General features: G+C 67.7%; 22 protein-coding genes and 4 pseudogenes. 9 read left to right on the top strand and 17 right to left on the bottom strand.

Annotated elements, in window-relative coordinates:
• Positions 1–139: 139 nt before the first annotated feature.
• Positions 140–334, top strand: a pseudogene (locus tag ASD30_RS26305) (IS3-like element ISPfr13 family transposase); the annotation flags it as partial.
• Here ASD30_RS26305 and ASD30_RS00120 read toward each other — a convergent pair.
• A pseudogene (locus ASD30_RS00120) lies at positions 334–981 on the bottom strand (IS630 family transposase); the annotation flags it as partial. The pseudogenes ASD30_RS26305 and ASD30_RS00120 sit on opposite strands and share 1 nt — an antisense overlap.
• A gap of 210 nt (positions 982–1,191) precedes the next feature.
• Here ASD30_RS00120 and ASD30_RS00115 point away from each other — a divergent pair.
• The 3 genes and pseudogenes from ASD30_RS00115 to ASD30_RS25840 all read left to right on the top strand — a co-directional run bounded on the left by ASD30_RS00115 (position 1,192) and on the right by ASD30_RS25840 (position 3,587).
• Positions 1,192–1,512 (top strand): transposase, encoded by a 321-nt coding sequence (locus ASD30_RS00115; protein ID WP_056675162.1) that lies wholly within the window; start codon positions 1,192–1,194, stop codon positions 1,510–1,512.
• A gap of 70 nt (positions 1,513–1,582) precedes the next feature.
• Entirely contained in the window at positions 1,583–1,945 is a 363-nt protein-coding gene (locus ASD30_RS00110; RefSeq protein WP_162250901.1) for an IS3 family transposase, read from the top strand.
• Positions 1,946–2,238: 293 nt separating this feature from the next.
• Positions 2,239–3,587 (top strand): annotated as a pseudogene (locus tag ASD30_RS25840) (IS30 family transposase).
• 729 nt (positions 3,588–4,316) lie between these two features.
• Here the strand turns inward: ASD30_RS25840 and ASD30_RS00105 are convergent.
• The 6 genes from ASD30_RS00105 to ASD30_RS00080 are packed head-to-tail and all read right to left on the bottom strand — an operon-like array spanning position 4,317 to position 10,260.
• On the bottom strand, positions 4,317–5,462 hold the full coding sequence (locus ASD30_RS00105; protein WP_056675159.1) for a thiolase family protein: 1,146 nt from the start codon (positions 5,460–5,462) through the stop codon (positions 4,317–4,319).
• The gene (locus ASD30_RS26300; protein ID WP_162250900.1) at positions 5,455–5,874 is read right to left on the bottom strand and encodes a Zn-ribbon domain-containing OB-fold protein; all 420 of its coding nucleotides are present in this window, start codon (positions 5,872–5,874) and stop codon (positions 5,455–5,457) included. The genes ASD30_RS00105 and ASD30_RS26300 overlap by 8 nt, the downstream gene beginning before the upstream one ends.
• Positions 5,875–5,917: 43 nt before the next feature.
• Positions 5,918–6,688, bottom strand: coding sequence for an SDR family NAD(P)-dependent oxidoreductase (locus ASD30_RS00095; RefSeq protein ID WP_056675152.1), 771 nt, complete (start codon positions 6,686–6,688; stop codon positions 5,918–5,920).
• Between the two features lie 37 nt (positions 6,689–6,725).
• Positions 6,726–7,862, bottom strand: coding sequence for an acyl-CoA dehydrogenase family protein (locus ASD30_RS00090; RefSeq protein WP_082563434.1), 1,137 nt, complete (start codon positions 7,860–7,862; stop codon positions 6,726–6,728).
• On the bottom strand, positions 7,859–8,674 hold the full coding sequence (locus ASD30_RS00085; RefSeq protein WP_056675146.1) for an enoyl-CoA hydratase/isomerase family protein: 816 nt from the start codon (positions 8,672–8,674) through the stop codon (positions 7,859–7,861). Before ASD30_RS00085 ends, ASD30_RS00090 begins: the two co-directional genes overlap by 4 nt.
• The gene (locus tag ASD30_RS00080; RefSeq protein WP_056675143.1) at positions 8,671–10,260 is read right to left on the bottom strand and encodes an AMP-binding protein; all 1,590 of its coding nucleotides are present in this window, start codon (positions 10,258–10,260) and stop codon (positions 8,671–8,673) included. Before ASD30_RS00080 ends, ASD30_RS00085 begins: the two co-directional genes overlap by 4 nt.
• 100 nt (positions 10,261–10,360) lie before the next feature.
• On the opposite strand from ASD30_RS00080, the gene ASD30_RS00075 reads away from it, so the two are divergent.
• Both ASD30_RS00075 and ASD30_RS00070 read left to right on the top strand, forming a co-directional pair.
• Entirely contained in the window at positions 10,361–10,909 is a 549-nt protein-coding gene (locus ASD30_RS00075; protein ID WP_056675141.1) for a MaoC/PaaZ C-terminal domain-containing protein, read from the top strand.
• Positions 10,878–11,477: a TetR/AcrR family transcriptional regulator gene (locus ASD30_RS00070; RefSeq protein WP_056675137.1), complete on the top strand. Its 600-nt coding sequence runs from the start codon at positions 10,878–10,880 to the stop codon at positions 11,475–11,477. Before ASD30_RS00075 ends, ASD30_RS00070 begins: the two co-directional genes overlap by 32 nt.
• 654 nt (positions 11,478–12,131) lie before the next feature.
• Here ASD30_RS00070 and ASD30_RS00065 read toward each other — a convergent pair.
• The 9 genes from ASD30_RS00065 to ASD30_RS00020 form a co-directional block, all read right to left on the bottom strand.
• The gene (locus ASD30_RS00065) at positions 12,132–13,223 is read right to left on the bottom strand and encodes an MBL fold metallo-hydrolase (RefSeq protein ID WP_056675134.1); all 1,092 of its coding nucleotides are present in this window, start codon (positions 13,221–13,223) and stop codon (positions 12,132–12,134) included.
• Between the two features lie 379 nt (positions 13,224–13,602).
• Positions 13,603–14,763 carry an acyl-CoA dehydrogenase family protein gene (locus ASD30_RS00055; protein ID WP_056675128.1) on the bottom strand — a complete coding sequence of 387 codons (1,161 nt, stop codon included), beginning with the start codon at positions 14,761–14,763 and terminating at the stop codon, positions 13,603–13,605.
• Between the two features lie 10 nt (positions 14,764–14,773).
• Complete coding sequence (locus tag ASD30_RS00050) at positions 14,774–15,550, bottom strand: enoyl-CoA hydratase-related protein (protein WP_056675125.1); 777 nt, start codon at positions 15,548–15,550, stop codon at positions 14,774–14,776.
• Complete coding sequence (locus ASD30_RS00045) at positions 15,543–17,237, bottom strand: long-chain-fatty-acid--CoA ligase (protein WP_056675121.1); 1,695 nt, start codon at positions 17,235–17,237, stop codon at positions 15,543–15,545. The genes ASD30_RS00050 and ASD30_RS00045 overlap by 8 nt, the downstream gene beginning before the upstream one ends.
• Before the next feature lie 13 nt (positions 17,238–17,250).
• Complete coding sequence (locus tag ASD30_RS00040; RefSeq protein WP_056675119.1) at positions 17,251–17,994, bottom strand: SDR family NAD(P)-dependent oxidoreductase; 744 nt, start codon at positions 17,992–17,994, stop codon at positions 17,251–17,253.
• An 11-nt stretch (positions 17,995–18,005) separates the two neighbouring features.
• Positions 18,006–19,181, bottom strand: coding sequence for a thiolase family protein (locus ASD30_RS00035; RefSeq protein WP_056675113.1), 1,176 nt, complete (start codon positions 19,179–19,181; stop codon positions 18,006–18,008).
• Positions 19,178–19,993 carry an enoyl-CoA hydratase/isomerase family protein gene (locus ASD30_RS00030; RefSeq protein WP_056675110.1) on the bottom strand — a complete coding sequence of 272 codons (816 nt, stop codon included), beginning with the start codon at positions 19,991–19,993 and terminating at the stop codon, positions 19,178–19,180. The genes ASD30_RS00035 and ASD30_RS00030 overlap by 4 nt, the downstream gene beginning before the upstream one ends.
• Positions 19,986–21,512: a class I adenylate-forming enzyme family protein gene (locus ASD30_RS00025; protein WP_056675107.1), complete on the bottom strand. Its 1,527-nt coding sequence runs from the start codon at positions 21,510–21,512 to the stop codon at positions 19,986–19,988. The genes ASD30_RS00030 and ASD30_RS00025 overlap by 8 nt, the downstream gene beginning before the upstream one ends.
• A gap of 25 nt (positions 21,513–21,537) precedes the next feature.
• Positions 21,538–22,416 (bottom strand): CoA transferase, encoded by an 879-nt coding sequence (locus ASD30_RS00020; RefSeq protein ID WP_056675105.1) that lies wholly within the window; start codon positions 22,414–22,416, stop codon positions 21,538–21,540.
• Positions 22,417–22,536: 120 nt separating this feature from the next.
• Between ASD30_RS00020 and ASD30_RS00015 the strand changes: the two genes are divergently transcribed.
• Positions 22,537–23,142 carry a TetR/AcrR family transcriptional regulator gene (locus ASD30_RS00015; RefSeq protein ID WP_056675103.1) on the top strand — a complete coding sequence of 202 codons (606 nt, stop codon included), beginning with the start codon at positions 22,537–22,539 and terminating at the stop codon, positions 23,140–23,142.
• 184 nt (positions 23,143–23,326) lie between these two features.
• Here the strand turns inward: ASD30_RS00015 and ASD30_RS00010 are convergent, their stop codons facing one another.
• Positions 23,327–23,542 (bottom strand): hypothetical protein, encoded by a 216-nt coding sequence (locus ASD30_RS00010; RefSeq protein ID WP_056675100.1) that lies wholly within the window; start codon positions 23,540–23,542, stop codon positions 23,327–23,329.
• Between the two features lie 288 nt (positions 23,543–23,830).
• Here ASD30_RS00010 and ASD30_RS27360 point away from each other — a divergent pair.
• Positions 23,831–24,028: pseudogene (locus tag ASD30_RS27360) on the top strand (IS30 family transposase); the annotation flags it as partial.
• 79 nt (positions 24,029–24,107) lie between these two features.
• Complete coding sequence (locus ASD30_RS00005) at positions 24,108–25,502, top strand: IS30 family transposase (RefSeq protein ID WP_082563432.1); 1,395 nt, start codon at positions 24,108–24,110, stop codon at positions 25,500–25,502.
• Positions 25,503–25,535: the final 33 nt, after the last annotated feature.

Genomic DNA, 25,535 nt, shown 5'->3' with positions numbered 1-25,535 from the left:
GGGTGCAACGCTGGACCGACTTCACAGTTGAGCAGCACGACGACTTCGTCATCTTGTAGAACAACGCCTCGGGTGTACGCGCGGCGGCATCGCGCCTGATCCGCGCGGACTGGGACCTGTAGTGCCTCACATCAAGAACCCGCAACCGCTGATCATGGGCTTCATTGACACGATGAGAAGCCAGGGCCACGCGGTCGAGTCGATCTGCCGGGCCCTGCGCGAGCAGGGCTGCCAGATCGCCGCGGACCTACCGCAGCTGGAAGCGAGCAGGCCGAGTCGTCGCGGTGCGGACCGTGAGTGACGCCACGTCGTCAACGCGGTGCGTGACATCGCCTAGTGTCCTGAGTCGTTGATTCGCGTGCAGTAGCGGGCTATGGAGTCGAGGATCTGGTCGGCCGTCTTGGTCCAGACGTAGGGCCTGGGGTTCTCGTTCCAGGTCTTGATCCAGCCGCGGATGTCGTTGTTGAGGGCGCGGACGCTCGTGTGCGCGCCGCGCTGGAGCTTCTTGGTGGTCAGCTCGGAGAACCAGCGCTCGACCAGGTTGAGCCACGAGCTCGAAGTCGGGGTGAAGTGCACCACGAAGCGCGGATGGGCGACCAGCCAGCGCTGGATCACGGGGGTCTTGTGGGTCGAGACGTTGTCCATCACCAGGTGCACTGCGAGGTCGTCGGGAACCTCCTTGTCGATCGTGGTCAGGAACTTCTTGAACTCGATCGCCCGGTGCCGGGCGTGCAGCTGGCCGATGACCTTGCCGGTGGTGATGTCGAGTGCGGCGTAGAGGCTGGAGGTGCCGTGGCGGGTGTAGTCATGGGTGGCGCGCTGCGGGGTCCCCGGCAACATCGGCAAGATCGGTGCGGTCCGGTCCAGCGCCTGGATCTGGGACTTCTCATCGACGCACAGCACCACGGCCCGTTCAGGTGGGGCGAGGTAGAGCCCGACGACGTCCTTGACCTTGTCGACGAACTGCGGGTCCTTCGACAGCAGTCCCCGGGATAGGCCAGTTGCGGAGTGACGCGCCGTGCTTGCGGTGCTCGGTTGGCGACCGACGGCGTTCGGTCATCACCTGGGTCTTGAGTAGTCAAACCCAGCTGCCTAGCGGCACCCGCTGCACTGCACAACCCGTCTTCAAGGTCGGGGGTGAATAGCCCTGGGTCTGATGGAGGCTCTCTCAATCCATGGAGGATGAGAGTCATGGCAGCACCCAGGAAGGACCCCGACGAGCTGCGTGAGCGGGCCACGAGGATGGCCGTCGAGCTCCGGCAAGATCCCGAGACCAAGGTCGGTGCGATCAATCGTGTGGCCGAGCAACTCGGCATGCACCCCGAGACGTTGCGCAACTGGGTCCGGCAGGCCGAGGCCGACGGTGGTGTCCGGCCCGGCACCACGACCAGCGACGGGCATCGGTTGGCCGAGCTCGAGCGGGAGAATCGCGAGTTGCGTCGGACCAACCACATTCTGAGGACGGCTTCGGCTTTCTTCGCGGCGGAGCTCGACCGCCCCACGAACAGGTAGTTGCCTACATCGAGGCTCATCGCCACGACGTGGTCGATGGCGCGAGGTCGGGGTCGAGCCGATCTGTGCCGTGCTGAAGAAGGCCGGCTTCACGATCGCCCGGAGCAGCTACTACGCCGCGAAGACCAGGCCGCCGTCGGCACGTGCGATCCGCGACGCCGAACTGGTCGAGGATATCAAGGTCGCCCACAAGGCCAACCTCGGGGTCTACGGCGCGCGGAAGATCCACGCCGAGCTCAACCGCGAGGGCGTGAAGGTCGCCCGCTGCACCGTCGAGCGACTCATGAGGGCTGAGGGGCTGCGCGGGATCCCGCGGGAGAAGACCCGCAAGACCACCCTCGGCGACGGCGCTGAGACCGAACGACCCGAGGACCTTGTCAGCAGGAAGTTCGTCGCGACAGCACCGAACCAGCTGTGGGTGGCCGACCCCTGACCTACGTCAGGACCCACGCTGGCTGGACTATGTCGCGTTCGTCCTCGATGTCTTCGCCCGAATGATCGTCGGCTGGCAGGTGTCCACCAGCCTGCGCACCGACCTGGCGTTGGACGCCCTCGACATGGGCCTTTGGAACCGGCAACGGGCCGGGCAGGATGTCACCGGCTTGGTCCATCACAGCGACCGTGGAGTATCGGGCGAAATCAACCGGTCGTCGCAACACCTCGACTGCATGGAGGTGTTCGGTGGTTCGTCGACAACAGGATGCGGATCGTGCGGTGCGGCCGGCGATGCGGTCGCCTGGGCGTCCGTATCCACCCCCGGCATGTGGAGCAGGAGTTCTGGCGGCGGATCGCCGAAGGGATGGGCAGCGAGGACGCCGCGGCCGCTGTTGGCGTGTCAGGCCCGGTCGGGTCGCGGTGGTTCCGCCACGGTGGCGGGATGCCACCGATCACTCTTGCCGCACCGTCAGGCAGGTATCTGTCGTTCGTTGAGCGGGAGGAGGTCGCCATCCTGAGGGCGCAGGACCAAGGGGTGCGCGAGATCGCCCGGCGGGTCGGTCGGCATCCCTCGACGATCTCGCGCGAGTTGCGACGCAACGCCGCCACCCGCAGCGGGAAAGTGGAGTACCACGCTTCGGTGGCGCAGTGGAAGGCCCGGAGCGCAGCCAAGCGCGCCAAGACCGCGAGGCTCGTCGAGAACCCGCGGCTGCGCGACTACGTCCAGGACAAGCTCGCCGGTGTGCTCCGTGGACCAGATGGCGTGGAGATCATCGGGCCGGACGTGGCGCCCTGGAAGGGGCGGAACAAGCCGCACCGTCAAGACCGCCGTTGGGCGTTGGCGTGGAGTCCGCAGCAGATCGCCAACAGGCTCCCGATCGACTTCCCCGATGATGAGTCCATGCGGATCAGCCACGAGGCGATCTACCAAGAGCTCTACATCGAGGGCCGCGGCGCGCTCAAACGCGAGCTGGTCGCCTGCCTGCGCACCGGTCGGGCGCTGCGCGTGCCCCGGGCCAGATCACGCAATACGCCCGGCGCCCACGTCACCGCGGACGTCGTGATCAGCCAGCGGCCCGCCGAGGCTGCCGACCGCGCGGTGCCCGGTCACTGGGAAGGCGACCTCATCATCGGGCTGAACCGCTCCGCGATCGGCACTCTGGTCGAACGCACCACCAGGTACACGATGCTCGTGCACCTGCCCCGTGCCGAGGGCTACGGGATCGTTGCGCCCACGAAGAACGGTCCACCGCTGGGCGGCTACGGCGCGGTCGCGATGAAGGACGCCCTCGCCACGACGATGACGACCCTGCCAGAGCAGCTGCGTCGCACGCTGACCTGGGACCGCGGCAAGGAACTGTCCCAACACGCCCAGTTCAAGAGCGAGACCGGGATCGCGGTCTACTTCGCCGACCCCCACTCGCCCTGGCAGCGGGCCACCAACGAGAACCACACGGCCTGCGGCGCCAGTACTTCCCCAAGGGCACCGACCTGTCCCGGTGGGAGCGCACGAGATGCAGGCCGTCGAAACAGCCCTCAACAACCGACCCCGCAAAACCCTGGAAGGGAAGACGCCGGCCGAAGCCCTCAACGAGCACCTACAGTTGCTTTCCCAAGGCGGTGTTGCTTCCACCGGTTGAACCTGGTTCGAGCGATTCGCTACACCGAGCGACTCGCGGAAGCAGAGGCCGTCGCGTCGGTCGGATCGCGGGGCGATTCTTACGACACGCGATGGCAGAGGCGCTCAACTCGCTGTTCAAGACCGAGTGCATCCGCAACCCGGTCATGCGGCCGAAGGGCGGCTGGAAGACGTCGGCGACGTCGAGATCGCGGTCGCCGAATACGTCGACTGGTTCAACCACAGGCGCCTGCACGGCGAGCTCGGACTTGTCCCGCCCGCCGAGTTCGAAGGCAACCACTGGGCCAGCATCACCCCCGGAGCACTACCCTCAAGAACTCGTCCCGACCGGGACTGGATCCAAGTAATCGAGCCTCCACGAAACCCGGGGCGATTCACTCCCACAGTCGAGAACAATCGGGGGACGACGTCGGGGGACGAGGGGTACCCAGCAGGCCATCCGTGCCTGTCACGGTACCGGCGGCCTGCGGCTGGCTGCGCCCTGTGTGAACCTGAACGGGACAATGATTGGGTGTCAATCAAACCGGGGGCAGTCCCCCGGGGTGCACCAGCCAGTGTTCAGTTGAGTTGAGCCATGCATCGAGAACTGGGAAGGACACACAGCTAGCCGACCGAGCACCCGGCGGCCTCCCGGTCGTCGTGCCCACACGACAGGGATCCCCACGACCGTCCGCCGAGACGCATCGAGCAGATAACACGACTTCCAACTCGCGAACTACGTTCCAACCTGCTAGACCGTCAGGATGTGGACGCTGCCGGCTGCCGCGTCCAGCCCGGTGGCGACGCCACCCAGCATCTGGGCAAGGCCGACCTTGGCGCCAGGTACCTGGCTGGCTCCGCTGCGCCCGCGCAGCTGGTCGGTGATGTCGCAGATGACCCGGACGCCGGATGCGGCCAGCGGGTGGCCGAGGGACAGCAGCCCACCGCTCGGGTTCACGGGGATGCGCCCGCCTAACGAGGTGGCGCCGGAGCGCAGCAGACCCACGCCATCACCGCGCGCGCACAGCCCCAGGTCCTCGTAGTGGACGATCTCTTCGCTCGCGAAGGCGTCGTGCAACTCGACGACGTCCACGTCGGAGGGCGCCACACCGGCCTGCTCGTAGGCGAGGGCCGCCGCCCGCGCACCGAGCTCGAGGGTCGTGATGTCGGAGCGCCGGAAATCGTAGTCGCCCGAGATCAGCGCTGATCCAGCGACGCGGACCGGTGCTTCGGCGTACTTCTTCGCCACGTCGGCGGACGCCATGACCACGGCGGCAGCCCCGTCGGTGTTGGGGCAGCACTGGAGCAGCGTGATGGGGTCGGCGATCATCCGGGAGGCCAGTACTTCTTCGACGGTGAAGCGCTTCTGGTACTGCGCTCGCGGGTTCAGGGCACCGAAGTCATGCGCCTTGACCGACACCTGGGCGAAGTCCTCAGGTGTCGCGCCGTGGGTCGCCATGAGACGTTGCGCCTGAAGCGCGAACAGTACGGGCATGCTGAGTCCGAGCTGACCGTCGAGGTCGTCCCTGTCCGGCGGGATCAGCTTCCCGGCGATCGGACTCGTGGTCATCGACTCGACACCGATGGCGATGCCGAGGTCGACGAAGCCGGCGGCGATGTCCTTGTAGAGGCTGCGGATCGCTGTCGATCCACCCGCGCACGCGTTCTCGACGTTGACCATCTCGACGCGGGTGACGCCGAGGTCCTTCATGATGGTCTGGCTGGTGATCATGGCGTCGTAGACCCGGGAGGAGAAGACGGCCTGTATCTGGGCGGAGTTGATGCCTGCGTCGGCGATCGCGGCGCGGGCGGCCTGGCCTCCCAGGTCGGCGATGCTGCGCTCGGGCATTTTGCCGAAGTCACTCTGTCCCACTCCGAGGACGAAGACCTCACGCATGGGCGGATTCCTTTCCGGGCGCAGGGACGAAGCGGTAGGCGAGCACGTCCTGCTCCTGCTCACGCCACATCGGCACGATCTCGAGCGTCATCGGTGTGCCGGGCGCCGGAAGGTCCTCGCCGGCGGAGATCGCGAGTTGGGCGAAGACCCTCACGCCGTGGGGCATGGTCACGTAGCCGACGGTGTAGCCAGGTGGGTAGCGGTGGTTGCCCATGTGCACGACGGTCGCGCAGAGCAGCTCGCCGTCTGAGCCGAGTTCCACGGGCTCCTGCGCTTCCCTGCCGCAGTCGAGGCAGCGAGGAGCGGGCGGATACGACGTGTGGCCGCACGCGGTGCAGCAGCTCGCGAGCAGGGTCGGGCCTGCCGCTGTCTCGCGGAAGAGTCCTTCGCGCAGGGGAACGGGGTTGGTCACGTCGATGCTCCTGGTTCTAGGTCGCGGTCCATGGGAGGACGGGTCAGCTCGGCGGGAGGATCATCCCGGCGTCCAGCCGGATCGAACGGCCGTTGTGCATAGGGTTTCGGACGATCTCTTCGATCAACATCGCGAACTCCGCGGGCTCGCCCATGCGCCGTGGGAAGAGCGACTGGGCGGCGAGCTCCGCCTTCAGGGCGGGAGGGACCTGGTCGTAGATCGGCGTGTCGAAGGCACCGGGCGCTACCGTCATGACACGGATTCCGTGCTGGGCGAGCTCACGGAACAGCGGCATCGTCAGGCCGACGAGGGCGGCTTTGGAGGCGCTGTAGGCAATCTGCCCGATCTGGCCCTCCCACGCCGCGCCGGACGCGACGTTGATGATGACACCACGTTCCCCGCCGGCGGTAGGCTCGCTGGCCGCCATGCCGGGGGCCACGCTGCGCATCACATGGATCGGGCCGTAGAGGTTCACCTTGATCCCCTTGTCGAAGACCTCCATAGGCAGCGGTCCGCGGCTGGACAGGAGCTTGGCGGGGGCGGCGACGGCGGCGGCGTTCACCACGACCTGGACGGCACTGTGCTCGGACTCGACGGCCGCCACGGCCATCTCGACCTGGTCGAGCTGGCTGACGTCGACCTCAAGGTAGCGGTAGCGCTCCCCCAGCTCGGCGCGGAGGGCGGCTCCGCGTTCGTCGTTGAGGTCGAACGCGGCGACTGCCCGGGCTCCGAGCTCGAGCAGGCGGCGGGCGGTGGCCTCACCTAGGCCGGAGGCGCCACCGGTCACGATGGCTACGGCGTTCTCTATCTTCACGGCTTCTCCTGGGAGCGTTGTGGTTCTCGGTGCCGGTTCAGCGGCCCATGACCTCGCGGCCGATGGCGGACCGGGCGATGATGAGCTTCTGGATCTGTGGCGTGCCGTCACCGATTTGGAAGCCGGACACGTCGCGCAGCAATGCCTGCAGCGGCATCTCCTCCGACCAGCCGACATGGCCGTGGAGCACGATGCAGTCCTGCACCGCCTGGAAGCCGACCTGGGGTGCCCACCACTTGAGCATTGCCGCCTCGACGGTGTGCGGCCTTGCGTTGCTGCGTGCCTCGAGCGTGGACGTGGCCAGGGCTCGGATGGCAGTGAGGTACGTCAGGTGTTCGGCGATCGGGAAGGTCACGCCCTGGTAGTGGCTCAGCGGCTTGCCGAAGCTCGTGCGGGTCTTGATGTGCTCGATGGTCAGGTCGATGGCCCGCTGGGCGATGCCGACTACCATGAACGCGATGAGGGTGCGCGTCAGGTCGAACTCGTTCATGATCATTGCGAACCCCTCGCCGCCCTGACCGAGTTGGTGCGAGTGCGGAACGAAGACACCCTCCATGGCGATCGAACCGCGGCCGACCGGCCGGAATCCAGGGTCGGCGAAGCGCTGGCCGGACAGGCCGGGTGAGTCCATGGGCACGACGAACGCACTGATGCGTCCCGTGTCGGTCTGACGCGCGACGATGATCGCGAGGTCTGCATCGGGCCCCTGGGTGATCGAGGTCTTCTCACCCGACAGCTCCCAGCCGCCGTCCACGGGAACGGCCTTGGCGCTCAGCGCCTGGGCGTCGGACCCGGACGCGGGCTCGGTGAGTGCGATGGCACAGACTGCTTCCCCTGCGATCACCGGTCCGAGCCAGCGGCGGACTGCCTCTTCCGAAGCGGACTTGACCAGCAGGTCGGCCGTGACGTTGTTGGCGAACACCTGGTAGCCGCAGGCAGCGTCGGCGTAGCTGACTTCTTCGCAGGCGATGCCGAGGGCTTGCAGGTCCGATCCCTGACCTCCCTGCTCCTCGGGGACGCAAAGGCCGAGTAACCCATTCCTTCCGAGGTCCATAAGGGTATCTCGCGGGTAGGGGGCACCCTGAGCGCGCTCGAGATACCCCTCGAGGAAGGATTTGCGCGCAAACGCGCGAACGCTGTCGCGGAAGTCAGCGAGCTCGTCATGGTCCGTCATCTGGTGCCTCCCGACGTCGTCTTGAACAGCGGCGCACGCTTCTCGGCGAAGGCTCTGAGCCCCTCGTCGACGTCACCGCTGTGCAGGTGCTCGGCGGTGACGAGTCGCTCGAGCCGCAAGGCGCTGGCGAGCGGCTGGTCGAGGCCGTCGTCGATCGCCTGCTTGAACAGGCGCAACGCGCTCGGGCTGCGCCGCGCGATCGTCGTGGCAAGCTCTTCGGCTCGCGTCACAAGCTGGTCGGCCGGGACGACCTCGTTGACCAGGCCCATCGCCTGCGCCTCCTTCGCAGTGACCAGCTCACCGGTGAAGGCGAGGTACTTGGCGCGGGTGGGGCCGACCACCCGTGGCAGCCGGGCTGCGCCGCCGGCGCCGGGGAGGAGGCCGTAGTTGATGTGGCCGTCGCCGAGGCGCGCGTCGGCCGAGGCGACGACTAGATCGCAGTGCAGCGCAAGCTCCAGTCCACCCGCCATCGTGATCCCGTTCAGCGCAGCGATGACTGGCTTCGGCAGCGAGGCGAGCATGGCGAAGGTCTCGGCCGCCCCCTTCTCGAAGGCGAGCAGTCGAACGGGATCCACCTTGCCGTCTGGGCCCAGCACCTCCTTGAGATCTGCGCCGGCGCAGAAGGCACGGCCCGTCGCCGTGACGACCACGACACGCACGTCCCGCTCGTCCTCGATGTCAGCCAGATGGGCGGCAAGTGCATCGAGCACGCGCTCGCTAAGGGCGTTCATCGCTTCGGCCCGGTTGAGCGACAACCAGGCCACGGGGCCCTTGTCGATACGAGTGACGGCGGCTTGCGTCACTGCGCTCATCGATCCCCACCCTCGGCGCCGATCTCTGCACCCATGGCGCGCAGACGCTTCTTGTCGATCTTCCCGACGAGGGTGGCGGGCAGCGCGTCGACGAGGTGGATCTCCTTAGGCGCCTGGTGCGCGCCCTTCGCGTCGCGCACGAGCCGCTTGAGCACGGCCTTGTCGATGGCGGCTCCCTCGTGGAGGACAATGAACGCGGTGACCGCCTCGCCCCACTTGTCGTCCGGCATGCCTACGACCGCCACCGCGGCGACGTCGGGATGCGCCGCGATCACGTCCTCGACTTCCTTCGGATAGACGTTGAACCCGCCTGAGATCACCATGTCCTTCTTGCGGTCCACGATGTGGAGATAGCCCTGCTCGTCACGCATCGCCATGTCCCCGGTATGCAGCCACCCATTGCGCAGAGTCTCCTCGGTCAAGTCGGGCCGGTTCCAGTAGCCGGACATGATGACTGGCGAGCGGACACAGAGCTCACCGGGAATCCCATCAGGGACCGGCTGGTCGGCTTCGTCGACGATCGTCACCGTGGTGCCGATGACCGGACGCCCGCACGAACTGAGCAGGTCCGGACGCCCAACCGGGTCGTGCTCCTCACGTAGGAGGCTCGTCGTAACGCCGACGCACTCAGTCTGACCATAGCACTGGACGAACTTCTGCCCGAACCGGTTCAGGGCCTGGGTGAGCCGGGAGGGCGAAATCGGTGCTGCGCCATAAACGAAGGTCTCGAGCGAGCTCAGGTCCGCGTCCTCCGATGTGGTGTGGTCGAGCAGGGCGTTGATCATTGTCGGCACCGCGAAGGTGCAGTTGGCCTGCTCCTTCTCAATCGCCTGCACGAAGGACTTCGGCTCGAAGCCTTGAAGCAAGATGACCGTGCCGCCGCGGGCCAGGGTTGGGAAGAGCGGCAGCACCCCGGCATGCGTGATCGGCGGTGCGACCAGGTAGCGGGGCTTGGCGGGGAGTTGCCAGCTCGTCAGCACCGCCTTGCACTGCTCGGCCATCGCTCGGTGCGAGAGCATGACGCCCTTCGGCGTGCCGGTGGTCCCGCCCGTGTACTGCAGCCAGGCGAGGTCCTCCTGGCCGGCCGGGCCCGGCTCGAGCGGCTTCGGGTCGTAGCCCTCGATCAGCTCGAACAGGTCCTGCCCAGCGTCGGACTCACCGAACACGAGCAGGTGCTTCACCGTCTTGGAGCGTTCGGCGACAGCGGCTCCCACCTCCGCGAATGTCGGATGGACGATGAGGACCTCGATCTCGGCGTCGTCGCAGATCCAGACGTGATCCTCGACGGACCCCATCGGGTGGAGGCCGGTGTAGTGGCCGCCGATGAGGTAGGTCGCCGCCTGGGTCAGCCAGACCTCGGGGAGGTTGACACTGAGCGCCCCCACGCCAGACCCATGGGAAATTCCGCGGTCGACGAGCAGCTGCTGTATGCGGCTCATGGAGTCGGCCGCTTCGGCGAACGTCATGCGCTGTTCGCCGAGCACGAACGCCTCGTTGTCCGCGAAGCGCTCAAACGCCTCGACGATGAGGTCGCTATACGTCGCTCCGCGCGAGGCGGCCGGGATGGTGGGGGCTGAGTGAGCCATGTTGACGCCTTCCGCCGGATTAACTCATCAGTTAGTCTAGGCAAGTCTTCACGTACGTCAAGGTCGAGCACGACCTCGTTCGAGAAAGGTGCCCACGTCGATGAGCAGTGCAGGTCCAGCTCCGATCCAGGACGGTCTGCTGTACGCCGAAGACCTCGCCGCGCGGGTCGGCGTACTGAGTTCGCTCGGCCCCGTCACCATGACCGAGTCGGAGATCCGCGCCTTCGCGCAGCGGTGGGACCCGCTTCCAATCCACGTCGGCGACGGGGGTCCTTTCGGCGGTGTGATCGCCAGCGGGCTCCACACTTTTGCAGTGTTCCAGCGGCTCGCCGTCGACGCGGCGTACTCCTCCTGGGCCGTCGTGGCGGGACGTGCGATCCGCGAGATGGTGCTGCCGCGGCCGGTCTTCCCTGGGGACGTCCTGACCGGCTGGGTCCGTGTCAACGGCGCCTGTCCCCCGCGCAACGGCATGGCGAAACTCGAGGTGGAGGGCCGCCTGGAGAATCAGCACGGCAAGACGGTCCTCACTCTGCGCCTCGAGAGCTATGTCAGCACCGCACGGGCCTCGAGACACCGGTGGAGTAGCCTGCAGCCGTCCGGATCCGGAGGGAGCACGTGTGGCCAGGCAACGGGCGACGACCACGGCTGACATCATTGAAGCCGCCGCTCGCGTGTTCCAGACCAAGGGCTACCGAAGCTCGACCATCGACGACATCTGCCTCGAGGCCGGGATCTCCCGTCCGACGATCTACAAGTACATCGAGAGCAAGCTGTGGCTCCTGGACCAGATGGTGGCGCACGTCACGGAGGAGCTCAGCGAGAAGTTGCAGGACCTGCTCACCAGCAACCTCTCGCCCCGCGAGAAGATTCGGGCGGTCGTCAAGCTCCACATCGAGTCAGCGTCCAGCAAACGCGTCTTCTACGCCACTGTCTGGGGTGAGCAACCGGAGTTGTCGGAGCTGGCGCTCCAGTCCTTCCGATCCTGGTCCCACACCGTTACCCGCGATTTCGCCGAGCTCCTGGATGATTACCGCAAGAGCGAGAGACTCGAGCCGAAAGCGGATGGCACGGTCCTGGCAAACCTAACCCTGACCATGCTCACCAGCCTTTTCCGGTGGTACGACCCACTGGGATCGACCACGCCCGAGGACCTGGCGCACCAAGTGCTGGTGATGCTGTCGGGTCCCCTTCCGGCAATCGACCAAGACGGTGCCTGAGCCAGCTGTGCCCGGACGGGTAGAGCTTGCCCAGGTCGGTGGGGATCTCCGTGCCGTCGCCGTACCTCTTGTGGTTGAGCCGATCGGTGCCGAAGTCCCGACCGCTCCAGGTTTGGTGCCCGCCACCGATTCCGACGCTGACGAGTGGTCCGCCGACGCCCGGCGGCCAGCCCGAGCTCGGGCATCATCGCCGCGACGGTGTTCTCTCCTGCGCCGAACGGTCGCCGTCGCGCCACTCGTAGAACCTTCCCTGCGAACGCCGAGAAACGCCCGACGCGTAGTCGCCGACGGCAGCACGCCGTGGTTCGCCCTCTGGGCGGCGATAGATCCGGCCACGGATACCAGCACATCGCCTCGTGCACCCAGTGGGCCACCAAGCGCTTGGGCACATCACGCTGGCCGAAGATCGATGATCTCCCTGCGCAGGCGCTGCATCTCCGCGCGCTCGGACTCGCTCAACGGCGCGTTCTCGCGTGACCTCCCCGGCTGGGCCTTGGCCACCCAGGTCCCCAACGTCCCTCGATGATCCCCAACTCCCGGGCCACCTGCGCGATCGGTTTCCTGGTTCCGAGCACCAGCCGGACCGCGCCCTGCTCGAAGTTCGTCGAACTTCGGTACCTGGCCATGGCTCATCGTTTGTGGCGATGCTCCACGCTACGAGGGGAAGCCCATGGAAACTGGTCGGCGAGGGCTGACGGTGTAGACGACCCCGCCGGAGGTTGGGGTGGCGGTGGCCTGGCCGCGGGCGACGAGGAGGTCGAGGTGGGCCTTAGTCTCCATCGCGGCCATGCCTTGGTTGAAGATGTCGAGCTGGTCCCACGGGTGCTCGTGGCGGGTCCAGCCGAGGTGGGTCGCGACGCCCTTCGCGGTCGACGGACCACGGGCGAGGGCAGCGAGGCTGAGCTCGAGCCGCTGCTCGTGGTGTATGAGCAGCTCGTCTACCCGTGCGTGGGTCGACGGCGCGATCGGCCCGTGGGCAGGCAGGAGCTGGAGGTCGGGCAAGGCGCGTACCTTGGCCAGCGAGGTGAGGAAGTCCCTGAGCGGCTCATCAGCGGGCGGCACGGTGAGACCGATCGACGGTGTGATCGTCGGCAGCACGTGGTCGCCGGCGAAGAGCAGCCCGGCCGCCTGTTCGGCGAACACGTAGTGGCCGGGAGTGTGGCCGGGCGTGTGTACGGCGTCCAGCACCCGCGTGCCCAGGTCGACCGTGAGGTCTCCCTCGAGCCAGTTGTCCGGGAGCGCCCAGATCGACAAGTCCGGCATCTCGCCTGGGCCGGCCTCAACCCAGGCCTCGGCGACGTCACGCGCTCCGGCGGTGACCAGGACGTCGTGGAACGGGTTGCGCTTGGTGTCGGGAGTGAGCAGCAGCTCCAGCGCGGGCCGCTCCGGCTCGCCGAGTATGACCTCGGCGCCGTACTCCCGGCCGAGAACCGAGGCCATCGTGAAGTGGTCGCGGTGAATGTGGGTGACGAGGAACCGATCGATGTCGCCGAAGCCGTAGCCGAGCGAGCGCAGGCAGCGGTCCAGCAGTTCGCGGGCCTCGGGAATCGCCCAGCCGCCGTCGACGAGGATGGGGCCGGAATCGGTGTCGATGACGTAGACGTTGACCGCCCGCAGGCCGTCCATCGGCAGCGGCAGCGGGATTCGGTGGATGCCCTCAGCGACCTGCCACGCGCCCTCCGCGGTCCAGTGCGTGCCGGAGTCGGCCGAGATCGCCCGGTGGGTCGGTGTCGTTGGCGTCGTCATGTCATGGACCCCGTCCGAACCGTCACGACGGGCTGGACGACGATCGAGCACGTCACCACGTCACCGGCGCGCTGCGGCGAAGGAAGCGTATGTCGTGGATGTCCTCGCCCGCGACGAGGCCGTGCCGCTGGTACACGCCGGTCGCTGCGAACCCTTTGGATGATCCGGGCCGTGTGCAGACCGCTGGCGATCCAGTGCGCGGACGTCGGTGTGCGCGGCGAGATCGCGATCGACGTGGACGTACTGCGGGGCCCGGGCCGAGGCGAACTCGACGACCTCGTTCTCCGTGACCTGATAGGGGCCGCAGTCGATGTCTTGCCCGACGGGCATGTCCTCAGCGGGCAGGAGCACGGGTGCGTTGTCTCAACGTCGGAGCACGTCATAGGGCTCTGGCCACCAGTTCCTTCATGATCTCGTTCGTTCCCCCGTAGATCTTCTGGACGCGGGCGGCGGCGAACATCCGGGCGATCGGGTATTCCATCATGTAGCCGTAGCCGCCGAAGACCTGCAGGCAGCGATCGACCACCTTGTTCTGTATGTCGGTGCACCAGAACTTCGCGAGGGAGGCACCGGCCGCGTCCAGTTCGCCGGCGACGTGCCGGGTGATGCAGCTGTCGACGAGGGTGCGCGCGGCGAGGGCGTCAGCAGCGCACTCGGCAAGGACGAATCGGGTGTTCTGGAACGACAGGAGCGTCTCCCCGAAGGCCTCTCGCTCTTTCGCGTAGGCGATCGCGTGCCTTACAGCCGTCTCAGCCGCGGCTGCCGCCGTGACGGCGATGATGAGCCGTTCCTGGGGCAGCTGCTCCATGAGCTGCTGGAAGGCGCGGCCCTCGACGCCCCCGAGGAGATTGACGGCAGGCACGCGCATGTCCACGAACGCCAGCTCTCGGGTGTCCTGGCCGTGCATGCCGATCTTCTCGAGCACCCGGCCGCGCTCGAAGCCCGGCAGGTCCTGCGTCTCGGCGACGATGAGGGACAGGCCTCGGCCGCCGGGCTCGTCGCTGGTGCGGGCCACGATGATGAGCACGTCGCAGTGGGTTCCGTTGGAGATGAATGTCTTGGAGCCGTTGATGATGTAGCCGTAGCCGTCGCCGTCGCGTACGGCGCGGGTGCGGACCCGTTGCAGGTCCGAGCCAGTGGTCGGTTCGGTCATTGCGATCGCAGCGACGAGTTCACCGGAGGCCATGCCGGGTAGCCAGCGCAGCTTCTGCTCCTGCGTGCCGAAGGCGTTGACGTAGTGGGCGACGATGGTGCTGTGCACGCTGTTGGCCCAGGCGTCGTCGGCGACGTGGGCCTGCTCGGCCGCGATGATCGCTTCGTGTGCGAAAGTGGCGCCGCCGCCGCCGTACTCCTCGGGGATGCTGATACACAGCAGACCGGCGCGTCCGGCCGCGCGCCAGAAGTCGCGGTCGACCATGTGCTGCTCGGCCCACCGGGCTTGGTTCGGCACGACCTCCTTGTCGAGGAAGGTGCGGGTGAGCTGCTGCAGGTCGTCGAGTTCCTCGGTCAGCCAGGGTGACCGGTAGTCGTCCAGGATCATCGGGTCGTCCTTATCTGCCGGTGAAGGCGGGCGTGCGTCGGTCGGTGAAAGCGCTGATCCCTTCCTCAGCGTCGGACGTGCCGAGCGCGAGGAGGAAGTTGCGCCGCTCGTGGGCGAGTCCTTGTTGAAGCGGCAGGTCGTGGACCCGCCGGGCCGAGTCAGCGGCATACGCCACGGCTCGGGGAGCGTTGGCGGCGATCTGGGCGGCGAGCTCGAGCGCGCGGTCGAGTACCTGGCCGTCGTCGACGAGGTCGGCGACGAGGCCTGCCGTGTAGGCCCATTCGGCGTCGACTGGCGCGCCGGTGAGGAGCATCCGCATGGCCTTGGCCTTGCCGATGGCGTGGACCAGGCGCTGGGTGCCGCCGGCGCCGGGGATCACCCCGAGTTTGACCTCGGGGACGGCGAAGCGGGCCGAGCGCCCTGCGACGGCGGTGTCGCAGGCGAGGACGAGCTCGCAGCCGCCGCCGAAGGCGAGGCCGCGGACCGCGGCGATCGTCGGGACGGGCAGGGAGGCCACGGTCTCGAAGAGCCGGTCGAACGGAAACGCGTCGAGCGGGGAGGCGTTGACCATGCCGGGGATCTCGCCGATGTCCGCGCCAGCGCAGAATGCCTTGTCCGATCCGGACACGACAACCGCGCGGACGGCGTTGTCGACGGCGGCCTCCTCGAGGCGGTCAGCGAGGTGGTCGACGAGTGTGCGGCTCAACGCGTTGAGGGCGGCGGGCCGGTCAAGGGTGAGAACCAGGGTCGTACCGTGGGCTTCGGCGGACACGAGCTGCTCAGGCATCGGCCTGCTCACCCTCGTAGGCGGCGGCGTATGCCGAGCGGATCTGCTTCTTGTCGAACTTGCCGACGCTCGTACGGGGGATCTCGGCGACGATCTCGATGGCATCGGGCAGCTGCCACGCGGCGAATGCGCTAGACAGGTGGCTGCGGACCTGCTCGAGGGTGATCTCCTGCCCGGGCTTGGGGACGATGAGGACGAAGGGCCGCTCCTGCCACTTCGGGTGTGCCAGTCCCACGACCGCGGCTTCGGCGATAGCCGGGTGGCTGAGGAGCAGGTTCTCCATGTCGATCGAGGAGATCCATTCACCGCCGCTCTTGATGACGTCCTTGACCCGGTCGGTCACCTTCAGGTACCCATCCGCGTCGATCGTCCCGACGTCGCCGCTTCGCCAGTAGCCGTCGTGGAACCGGCCGGCTCGGTCGTCCTCTGGCATGTTGTGGTAGGTCCTGGTGACCCACGGGCCTCGCATGCAGATCTCCCCCTGGGTGACGCCATCCCATGCGACGTCGTTGCCGGTGCCGTCGATGAGCCGGACGTCGACGCCCGTGACGGGCAGGCCCTGTTTGCGCTTGAGCTCGAAGAGCTCGTTCTCGCTCAGGCGTTCGCGCACGCTCGGCTTGTAGCGGTTCATCGTCACGAGCGGGGTGGTCTCGGTCGCGCCGTAGGCGTGGACGATCTCGGCGCCGGTCAGGTCTCGGAAGCCGCGCATCATCGTCAGCGGCGGCTCGGTGGCTCCAGACATCATCCGCAGCCGGGACAGGTCCGGCTTCTCGTCGAGGCTCTCGATGTAATGCAACATCGGCAGGAAGATTGCAGGTGCGCCGTTGGTGACGGTGACGCCTTCGGCGATGATCGCGTCGGTCAGCGGTTTGGTGTCCTCGGCCATATAGCGGCCGGGTAGGACGATTTTGTTGGCCATCAGCGTCGCTGCCTGGGGAAGGCCCCACGCCTGGCCGTGGAACATCGGAGTGATGAGCATGGTGCAGTCGTCGAGGACCATCCCGATGTTCGTGGCGATGCCGTACGAGTGCAGGTAGATCGCCCGATGGGAGTAGTAGACGCCCTTGGGTCGCCCGGTCGTGCCGGTCGTGTAGCACGCGCTGTACGCGGAGCGCTCGTCGATCTCCGGCCAGACCAGGTGCGGGCTGGCCGCGGCGACGAGGTCCTCGTAGTGGTGCAGGTTGGGCAGGCTGGTCTCGACCTGTGAGAGCGGCTTGTCGGTCATCACGACCCATGCACGCACTCCGGGCAGCAGGTGGGCAACGGCCTCGGCGACCGGCAGGAGCGTCTCGTCGATGCAGATGACCGACGTGCCGCTGTCGTCGATCACGAATGACAGGTCCTCTGGCCCGAGGCGGAGGTTGAGCTGGACCAACACGGCGGCAAGGCCCGGGATGGCCCAGTAGAGCTCGTAGTGGCGGCGGCTGTTCCAGTCGAGGACGCCGACACGGTCCCCGGGCTGGACGCCAAGAGCGCGCAGCGCGTTTGCGCCCCGGATCACGCGCTCGTATGCCGCCGCGTAGGTGTAGCGGTCCCAGCCCCCTTCCGGGGTGCGATAGACGATCTCGCGCTCGGGATGCGTGCGTGCGGCGTGCAGGATGAGCGTGGTCGTGTTCAGCTGGACGTCGTCCCCCATGGTCGACGGGTAGCCGGTGACGAGGGGGCGGGTGGTGAAGGGGGAAGTCATGACGGTCTCCTGTTCAGCGGGCGGCCATGCGCAGGGCTCCGTCGAGACGGATCACCTCGCCGTTGACCATCTGGTTTTCGATGATGTGGATTGCGAGGGCGGCGTACTCGGACGGGTCGCCGAGCCGCGCCGGGAAGGGCACCTGCTGGCCAAGCGACTCCCTGGCGGCTTCAGGCAGCACGCCCATCATGGGGGTGAGGAACAGCCCCGGCGCGATGGTTGCCACCCGGATCCCGTACCGCGCAAGCTCGCGGGCGATCGGGAGCGTCATGGCGACGACTCCGCCCTTGGAGGCCGAGTAGGCGGCTTGGCCGATCTGGCCGTCGAAGGCGGCGGCCGAGGCGGTGTTGATGATCACACCACGCTCGCCGCTCGGGCCAGGCTCGGCGTCGCTCATCGCGGCGGCGGCGAGCCTGATCACGTTGAACGTACCGGCGAGGTTCACATCGAGGACCTTCATAAAGTCCTCGAGTTGGTGCGGCCCGGACCTGCCGAGCACCTTTTGGGCGACGCCGATTCCGGCGCAGTTGACCACCCCGCAGAGCGGTCCCGGCTGGTGGCTGGCGACTTCGACCGCGTGGGCCACCGCGCCGGCGTCGGTGACGTCGGTCTCGACGAAGACGGCGCCGGCGGGCGCTGTCCCGGCGCGGTCGGCGACGACGACGTGCGCGCCTCGCTCGAGTAGGGCGGCGGTGGTCGCGCCTCCGAGCCCGGATGCGCCTCCGGTGACGAGGAAGGTGTGGTTGCTGATCTCCATGTTGTTGCTCCTCAGGCGATGCGTTCGATGATCGTGGCGTTGGCCATGCCGCCGCCCTCGCAGATGGTGAGCAGGCCGTAGCGGGCCTCGCGGCGCTCGAGCTCGTTGACGAGCTGGGTCAGCAGGCGCGCGCCGGTCGAGCCGAGCGGGTGGCCGATGGCGATGGATCCGCCGTTGACGTTGAGCTGGTCCTCCGGGTAGCCGAACTCCTCGCACCACAGCAGCGGGACCGGCGAGAATGCCTCGTTGACCTCGACGAGGTCGATGTCGCCGACGGTGAGGCCGGCCTTGTCCAGGGCCTTCTGACTGGCTGGGATGATGGCCGTGAATTGAAGCACCGGGTCGTCCGCGGCGACGGCCATGGAGACGACCCTGGCCCGCGGTCGCAGTCCGGCCGCCTCAGCGGCGGCGCGTTCGGCGACCAGGAGGGCGGCCGCTCCGTCGCTCATCTGCGAGGCGTTGCCGGCGGTGATGACGCCGTCCGGGGAGAACACCGGCTGCAGGGCGGCGACCCGCGCGGGGGCGATGTCGAGCCGGATCCCCTCGTCCCGGGTCATCGGGGCGGTGGAGCCGTCTTTGGCCGCGCCGTCGAGGGGCACGAGCGCGGAGGCGAAGTGCCCGGCGTCGGTCGCTGCGGCGGCGCGGCGGTGGCTCTGGACGCTGAAGGTGTCGAGCTGCTCACGGGTGAAACCCCACTTCGTGGCGACGAGCTCGACTGATGGTCCTTGGGCGGGCAGGTTGCCGTCAAAGCGCGCCAGGGCCCGTTCGCCGTACCAGTCGCCCTGGGCGCCGCCGGGGACGAAGAGCGGACCGAGGTCGACCCGGCTCATGGACTCGACGCCGGCGCCGATGGCGAAGTCGTACTCGCCGGACTTGATCGCTTGGGCCGCGAAGTGGACCGCCTGTTGGCCGGACCCGCACTGTCGGTCGAGGGTCGTGCCGGGCACGGCGGTGGGCAGGCCCGCACCGAGCAGGGCGTTGCGGGCGACGTTGCCGCTCTGCTCACCGCGCTGGAGGGCGCAGCCGACGATGACGTCGGAGAGTCGGTCTGGGTCGAGGCCGGTGCGCTCGGCGAGGTGGGCGAGGGTGTGCGCGAGCAGGTCGACGGGGTGCCAGTCGCGCAGCTGGCCGCCACGCTTGCCGACCGGTGTGCGGACGGCGTCGACGATGACTGCTTCACGGGTCATGGTTGGGCTCCTTGGTGGCGGGTGCGGAAGGCGTTCAGGGCTTGGTGGAACTCGGGCGTCGACACGTTGGCGACCTGGGCTTCGGCTTCGCGGGCCAGCGCTTCGGTGAGGGCCGCGGTCCACGTGGCGTCGAGGAGGTGCTTGGTGCGTGCCTGGGCAGGGCGGGAGGAGCCGGCCAGGCGTCGGGCCAGGGCGGTGACCGCGTCATCGAGCTCCTCCGATGGCACGCAGCGTGCGATGAGTCCGACCTGAGCAGCGGTGGGCCCGTCGAGGTCGTCCCCGAGGAGGGCCAACTCGCGCGCCTGCCGCAGTCCGACGAGCCGGGGCAGGACCCAGCTGCCACCGAGGTCGATGGACAGGCCGAGCCGGGCGAAGTTCTGGGTGAACCGCGCCGTCTCGTCGGCGACGACGAAGTCGCAGGCGAGGGCCAGGTTGCAGCCGGCGCCGACCGCGGCGCCACGGACCTTGGCGATGACCGGCTGCGGCAAGTTGCGCAGGACAGGAACGATCTTGTTGAACTCGACCATGGCCTCGCCAAGTCGGCCGGGGTCGAGGTCGATGAGGTCGGCGCCGGCGCAGAAGTTGCCCCCCGCGCCGGTGAGCACCACGACACGAACGTCGTCGTCCCGCGCGACGTCGGCCAAAGCTGTGAGCAGATCCTGCGCCGAGTGAGGGCTCAGCGCGTTGCGGCGCTCAGGCCGGGTCAGCTCGACCGTGGCGACGGGTCCGTCCACGGTGAGGCGCAGGGTCGACGGCGCCGTCGGCGCCCTGGCGGTGGACCCACTGCCCAGGTCGCTCGGGGTGTCAGGCATTCAGTTTCGCCCGGATCTGGTGCTTGAGGAGCTTGCCGGAGGCGTTGCGGGGAATCTCGTCGATGATGATGAGCTCGCGGGGCAGTTTGTAGCTGCTGAGGCACTGCTGGCCGTACTCGCGCAGTTGCTCGAAGGTGAGCGTCGCACCGTCCCGTGGGGTCACGACGGCCACGACGCTCTCGCCGTACTCCTCGTTCGGTCGCGAGACGATGGCGATGTCCCCGACCGCTGGGTGACCGGCCAGGGCGCTCTCGACCTCGACCGAATAGACGTTGCGGCCACCGGTGATGATCATGTCCTTGAGCCGGTCGACCAGCGTGATGTATCCGTCCTCGTCGATGCTGGCGATGTCGCCGGTGTGCACCCAGCCGTCTCGGACGGTCTCCGCCGTCGCTTCGGGGTTGCCCCAGTAGCCCTTCATCATCGTCTCGCCGCGCATGATCATCTCGCCGACCCCGCCGGGCGCCACGTCGTTGCCGTCGAGGTCGACGATGTGCACCTCGGTGTTGGCGATGGCGCTGCGACCGCTCGCGCTCGGTCGCGCGAGCACCTCGTCATGCTGCAGGAGGATGCCCCCCGGCCCGCCCTCGGTCTGGCCGCATGCCTGGATGATCGACGCGCCCGGCAGCGCCGCCACGAGCGCCTCAGCCGTCGTCGCCGGCATCGGAGCAGCGCCGTACAAGCAGACACGCAGGCTCGACAGGTCGCGTGTCGCGATCGACGGGGTGCGCAGCAGGAACGTGTACATCGTCGGGACGCCGAAGAACTGGGTGATCCGCTCGCGTTCGAGCATCTCGAGCACCGTTTCCGGGTCGAAGCGGGGCAGGATGACGTGCGTCGCGCCATACATCATCCCGCCGATCAGAAGCATGTTGAGGGCCGCTGAGTGATACAGGGGAGCAACGTGCAACATCCGCTCCCCCTCATGAAGTCCTAAACCAATCGCCGTGTTGATGCCGACCCACAGGATGCGGTGCTGGTCGAAGAGGGCACCCTTGGGGCGACCGGTCGTGCCCGAAGTGTAGATGATGAGCGCGTCGTCGTCCTCCGCGACCTCGACGTCGATCGGCTCAGCGGACTGGACGGCCGCGGCTGCGAGCACGTCGTCGAAACCCGTTGCGCGACCCAGCGCGAGCGCGGGGATGCTACCTGCGCGCCCCCCGCCGCCTGCCAGCCCCTGGATGTTCTCGACGACCTCTGGACCGAAGAGCAGCAGACTGGCGCCCGAGTCGGTGACGAAGTGGTCGATCTCGGGCGGCGCCGACCGCGGGTTGACGGGCACGACGATGGCGCCCAGACGGAGTCCGGCGTAGAGCGCGACGACGAAGGCGCCGCTGTTGCCCGAGAGCAGGAGTAGACGGTCGCCCTTGGCCAGGCCCCGGTCGGTCAGCTCACGCGCGAGCTGGTTGACGCTGGCGTCGAGTTCGGCGTACGTCATCGAACCCGAACCGAACTCGACGGCGATCCGTTGGGGAACACGACTGGCAGTCCGGGCGAGGACTTGGGCGAGGCTGGGCACGGGAGACTCCTAGTTGGGGTGGGGATCAGCCGAGGTTGTGGAAAGGGACGGGCGGGTCAGGAACAGCGGCACGCGGGTCTTGGACGGCAACGAGGGGGATGTCGAGCGAACGGCCCAGCGACTCCCAGTGGGCGCTGGACTCGGTGCCGAAGCGGGCGATCAGTTCCTCACGCGTGCGCCCGACTGCGTCGGCGAGACGGCGGGCGAAGTGCGGTTCGATCGCGCCGACGGCGACGTGCCCGTCGGCTGTCGCGTAGATGCTGTAGGTGGGCAGGCCCCCTCCTAGGACGTCACCGGGACGCGTCAGGCCGTGGCGCACCGCGGCCGATGCGTGGAAGGCCACATCGTCGAGCACGACCCGCTCGCGTACGGCCGTCTTCCTTGACGTCCGTCGCCGCAGCCCGGCGAGTGTCGCGGTCACCGCTCGCTCTGCTCCGAGCACGTCGACAAACGGCACGAGGGGCATGGTTGGCGGCATGAGCGTGCCCTGGACGGCCTGGTACGTCAGGTCATGCCCGGCCTCGTCCGATCGTTCTCCGTCGTAGCCGACGACCTCGACCAGGACGAGACCATGCCGCTCGACGCTATCCACAAGCCCAAGCCGCGTGAGAGCCGAGGGTCGCATCGCGGTCAGCAGCACATCGGCAACCGCGAGCCGCGTCTCCAGCGCTGATCGGCCGGCTGGGCTCTTGAGGTCGAGCGTGACGACCTCCTGACCGGCGGCGAGCTCCTCGTACCAGCTCGGTGCGACCGCTTGGAGCGGGTCTCCGGAGGGCGGCTCGACCTTGGTCGCTGACGCCCCCATCGAGGCAAGGCGGGCGACCGCCAAGGGTCCGGGGAGGTTCACGGCCAGGGAAACGACCCCGACGCCCGCGACTGCGGTCGCGTCTGGCGTTCTCGACACTTACTGCTCCTTTGGCCGCTGCCTGTTTGTACAGTTGTATAGCAACTGGTACGTTCGTGCAATAGGTAACTAGTACGTTCGTGCCGATCCGAGAACGCAGACCGAGAAGGATGAGGAGACATGACGCGACGACAGCCCAGTGCGGCTCTACGCGCGGACGACCTCACGGCGAAGGCGCGGATCCGGAACGCCGCACTGGATCTCTTCGCGGCGAATGGCGCCGAGGCCACCTCGCTACGCGCGGTCGCGGCCGCGGCGGGCGTGACGGTCGGTCTAGTCGTCCACCACTACGGGACGAAGGAGGCACTGCGCGAAGCCGTCGAACTCGCGATCGTCGAGCAGTTCGCCCAGACGATCGCGTCCGTCCCGCTCGGCCCTTGCCCGCCCGGCCAGGTCACGGCGGCACGCGACCGTGCTGTGGCCGCCATGCTCTCGGCCAACCAAGCGATCGTCGACTACCTGCGGCGGGCTATCCTCGATGGGAGCGCAGGGCGAGTCGACTTGGTCAGCCGGCTCAGCCAGCTCTCCGCCCAGCAGGTCGACGATCTGCGGGAGGCCGGCGTCGCCTCGACGAAGCACACCGTCGGCGAGCAGGTCGTCACCATCATGGTGCGGCAGCTCGGACGCCTTTTCCTGCAGCCGCTTGTCGACCGCATCACCGACGAGTTCGCCGATGACACGGGCGCGTCGATGAGACCGCAGCTCGTTGTGGATGTGAACCACTGAGCCGTCACGCACGAGCGTCACCGGACAAGCGGGCTGGGTCCCTATGTCGCGGGATGGGCTTTGCCACCGGTCAAGTCCGGAGCTCGGCACGGTCGCCGCCCTCGTGATCGCGTGGGGCAGGACGGTGCAGCTGGCGCAGGCTGTCTCGGGAGGTGCCGGGATGGGTGGCATGCGTCTGCTGCAATCACTCCACTTCAAGCTTCATTACCTCGTCGCCGTGATCGTTGATGACCTTGGCCGCGACCTTGCCCGTAGCCGGCTTGGAGAAGGGGCGCGAGTCGGTGGCGTCGAGCGTGGCCCCGGCATCCCGGTCGATATCGGTCTTGAGGGCCGTCTTGAGCCGCTTGTATGGATCGTTGCCGTCGACGGGCTCGCCATGACGCCACCTCGGCGTCGGCACCCTCGGCGGTGGTATCGACTCCGCCGCTGGTGACAAACTCGGTCCCGGGCTCGTCGTCGTCGGTCTCGATTTGACGCAGCCGACGCACCGTCGCCTGGTCGAGCCCGGTCAGATGCATGACGTCCTTGACCGCGAGCCGCTCTGCGAGAAGCCGTTCGATCGCGGTCGCGGCCGCGACCTCCATGAACCGCATCCCAGTTCTGCTCACTGAATTTCCTCACAAGGACGCGGGGATCCAGGGCGAATTCAACCGGTCGTCGCAACACCTCATGATCACGGAGGTGTTTGATGGGTCGTCGTCAGCAGGCGTCAGATCGTGCGGTCCGGCCAGCGATGCGGTCCCCGGGTCGTCCTCCACCGCCCCGGCAGGTCGAGCAGGAGTTCTGGCGGCGGATCGCGGAGGGCATGAGCAGCGAGGACGCCGCCGCCGCTGTGGGCGTGTCAGGACCAGTCGGCTCCCGATGGTTCCGCCACGGTGGCGGCATTGATGGTTCCGCCACGGTGGCGGCATTTCAGGGCGAATTCAACCGGTCGTCGCAACACCTCATGATCACGGAGGTGTTTGATGGGTCGTCGTCAGCAGGCGTCAGATCGTGCGGTCCGGCCAGCGATGCGGTCCCCGGGTCGTCCTCAACCGCCCCGGCAGGTCGAGCAGGAGTTCTGGCGGCGGATCGCGGAGGGCATGAGCAGCGAGGACGCCGCCGCCGCTGTGGGCGTGTCAGGACCAGTCGGCTCCCGATGGTTCCGCCACGGTGGCGGCATGCCACCCCTGAGTCTTGCCCCGCCGTCGGGCCGGTACCTGTCGTTTCCTGAAAGGGAAGAGATCGCGATCTTGAAGGCGCAGGGCCTTGGGGTCCGTGAGACCGCCAGGCGCCTCGGTCGACATCCTTCGACGATCTCGCGCGAGCTGCGCCGCAACGCCGCCACTCGCAGCGGGAAGCTGGAGTATCGCGCATCGGTGGCGCAGTGGAAGGCCCAGATGGCCGCCCGGCGTCCCAAGGTTGCGAAGCTGTTGGCTGACCTGCGACTGCAGGGCTACGTCCAGGACAAGCTCGCCGGCGTGCTCCGCGGACCCGACGGCGCGGAGATCCTCGGGCCCGATGTCGCACCGTGGAAGGGGCGCAGAAAGCCGCACCGTCAGGACCGCCGCTGGAGCAAGGCCTGGAGCCCGGAGCAGATCTCGAACCGACTTCCTATCGACTTCCCCGATGATGAGTCCATGCGCTGTAGCCACGAGACGATCTACCAGGCGCTCTTCATCGAGAGCCGTGGCGCCCTCAAGCGCGAACTCGTTGCATGTCTGCGCACCGGTCGGGCATTGCGTGAGCCCAGGGCACGTACCCGCAACAGACCCGGCGGCCATGTCACCGCCGATGTCGTGATCAGTCAGCGACCTGCCGAGGTCGAGGACCGTGCAGTCCCGGGGCACTGGGAGGGAGATCTGATCATCGGGTTGAACCGCTCCGCGATCGGGACCCTGGTCGAGCGGAGCACGAGGTACACGATGCTGGTCCACCTTCCTCGCGCTGAGGGTTACGGGATGGTGGCGCCAACGAAGAACGGGCCACCGTTGGGTGGTTACGGCGCGGTGGCCATGAAGGAGGCCCTCGTCGAGACCATGACGACCTTGCCCGAGCAACTGCGACGCACGCTGACCTGGGACCGCGGCAAGGAGCTCTCCCAGCACGCGCAGTTCAAGATCGAGACCGGGATCGCGGTCTACTTCGCCGACCCGCAGAGCCCTTGGCAGCGCGGCACCAACGAGAACCACAACGGTCTGCTGCGCCAGTACTTCCCCAAGGGCACCGACATCTCGCGATGGAGCAACGAGGAGACACAAGCGGTCGAAGCTGCACTCAACAGCAGACCCAGGAAGAGCCTCGGATGGAAGACCCCAGCAGAGGCCCTCGACGAGCACCTACGATTGCTCCACCAAGCTGGTGTTGCTACCACCGGTTGAACCCAGTTGTTGCTACCACCGGTTGAACCCAGT

The sequence above is a fragment of the Nocardioides sp. Root140 genome (assembly GCF_001426745.1).
In the GTDB taxonomy this organism is placed as follows: Bacteria; Actinomycetota; Actinomycetes; order Propionibacteriales; family Nocardioidaceae; genus Nocardioides.
The sequence above is the reverse complement of the archived record's forward strand: the minus strand, read 5'-3'. Positions and strand labels throughout refer to the sequence as shown.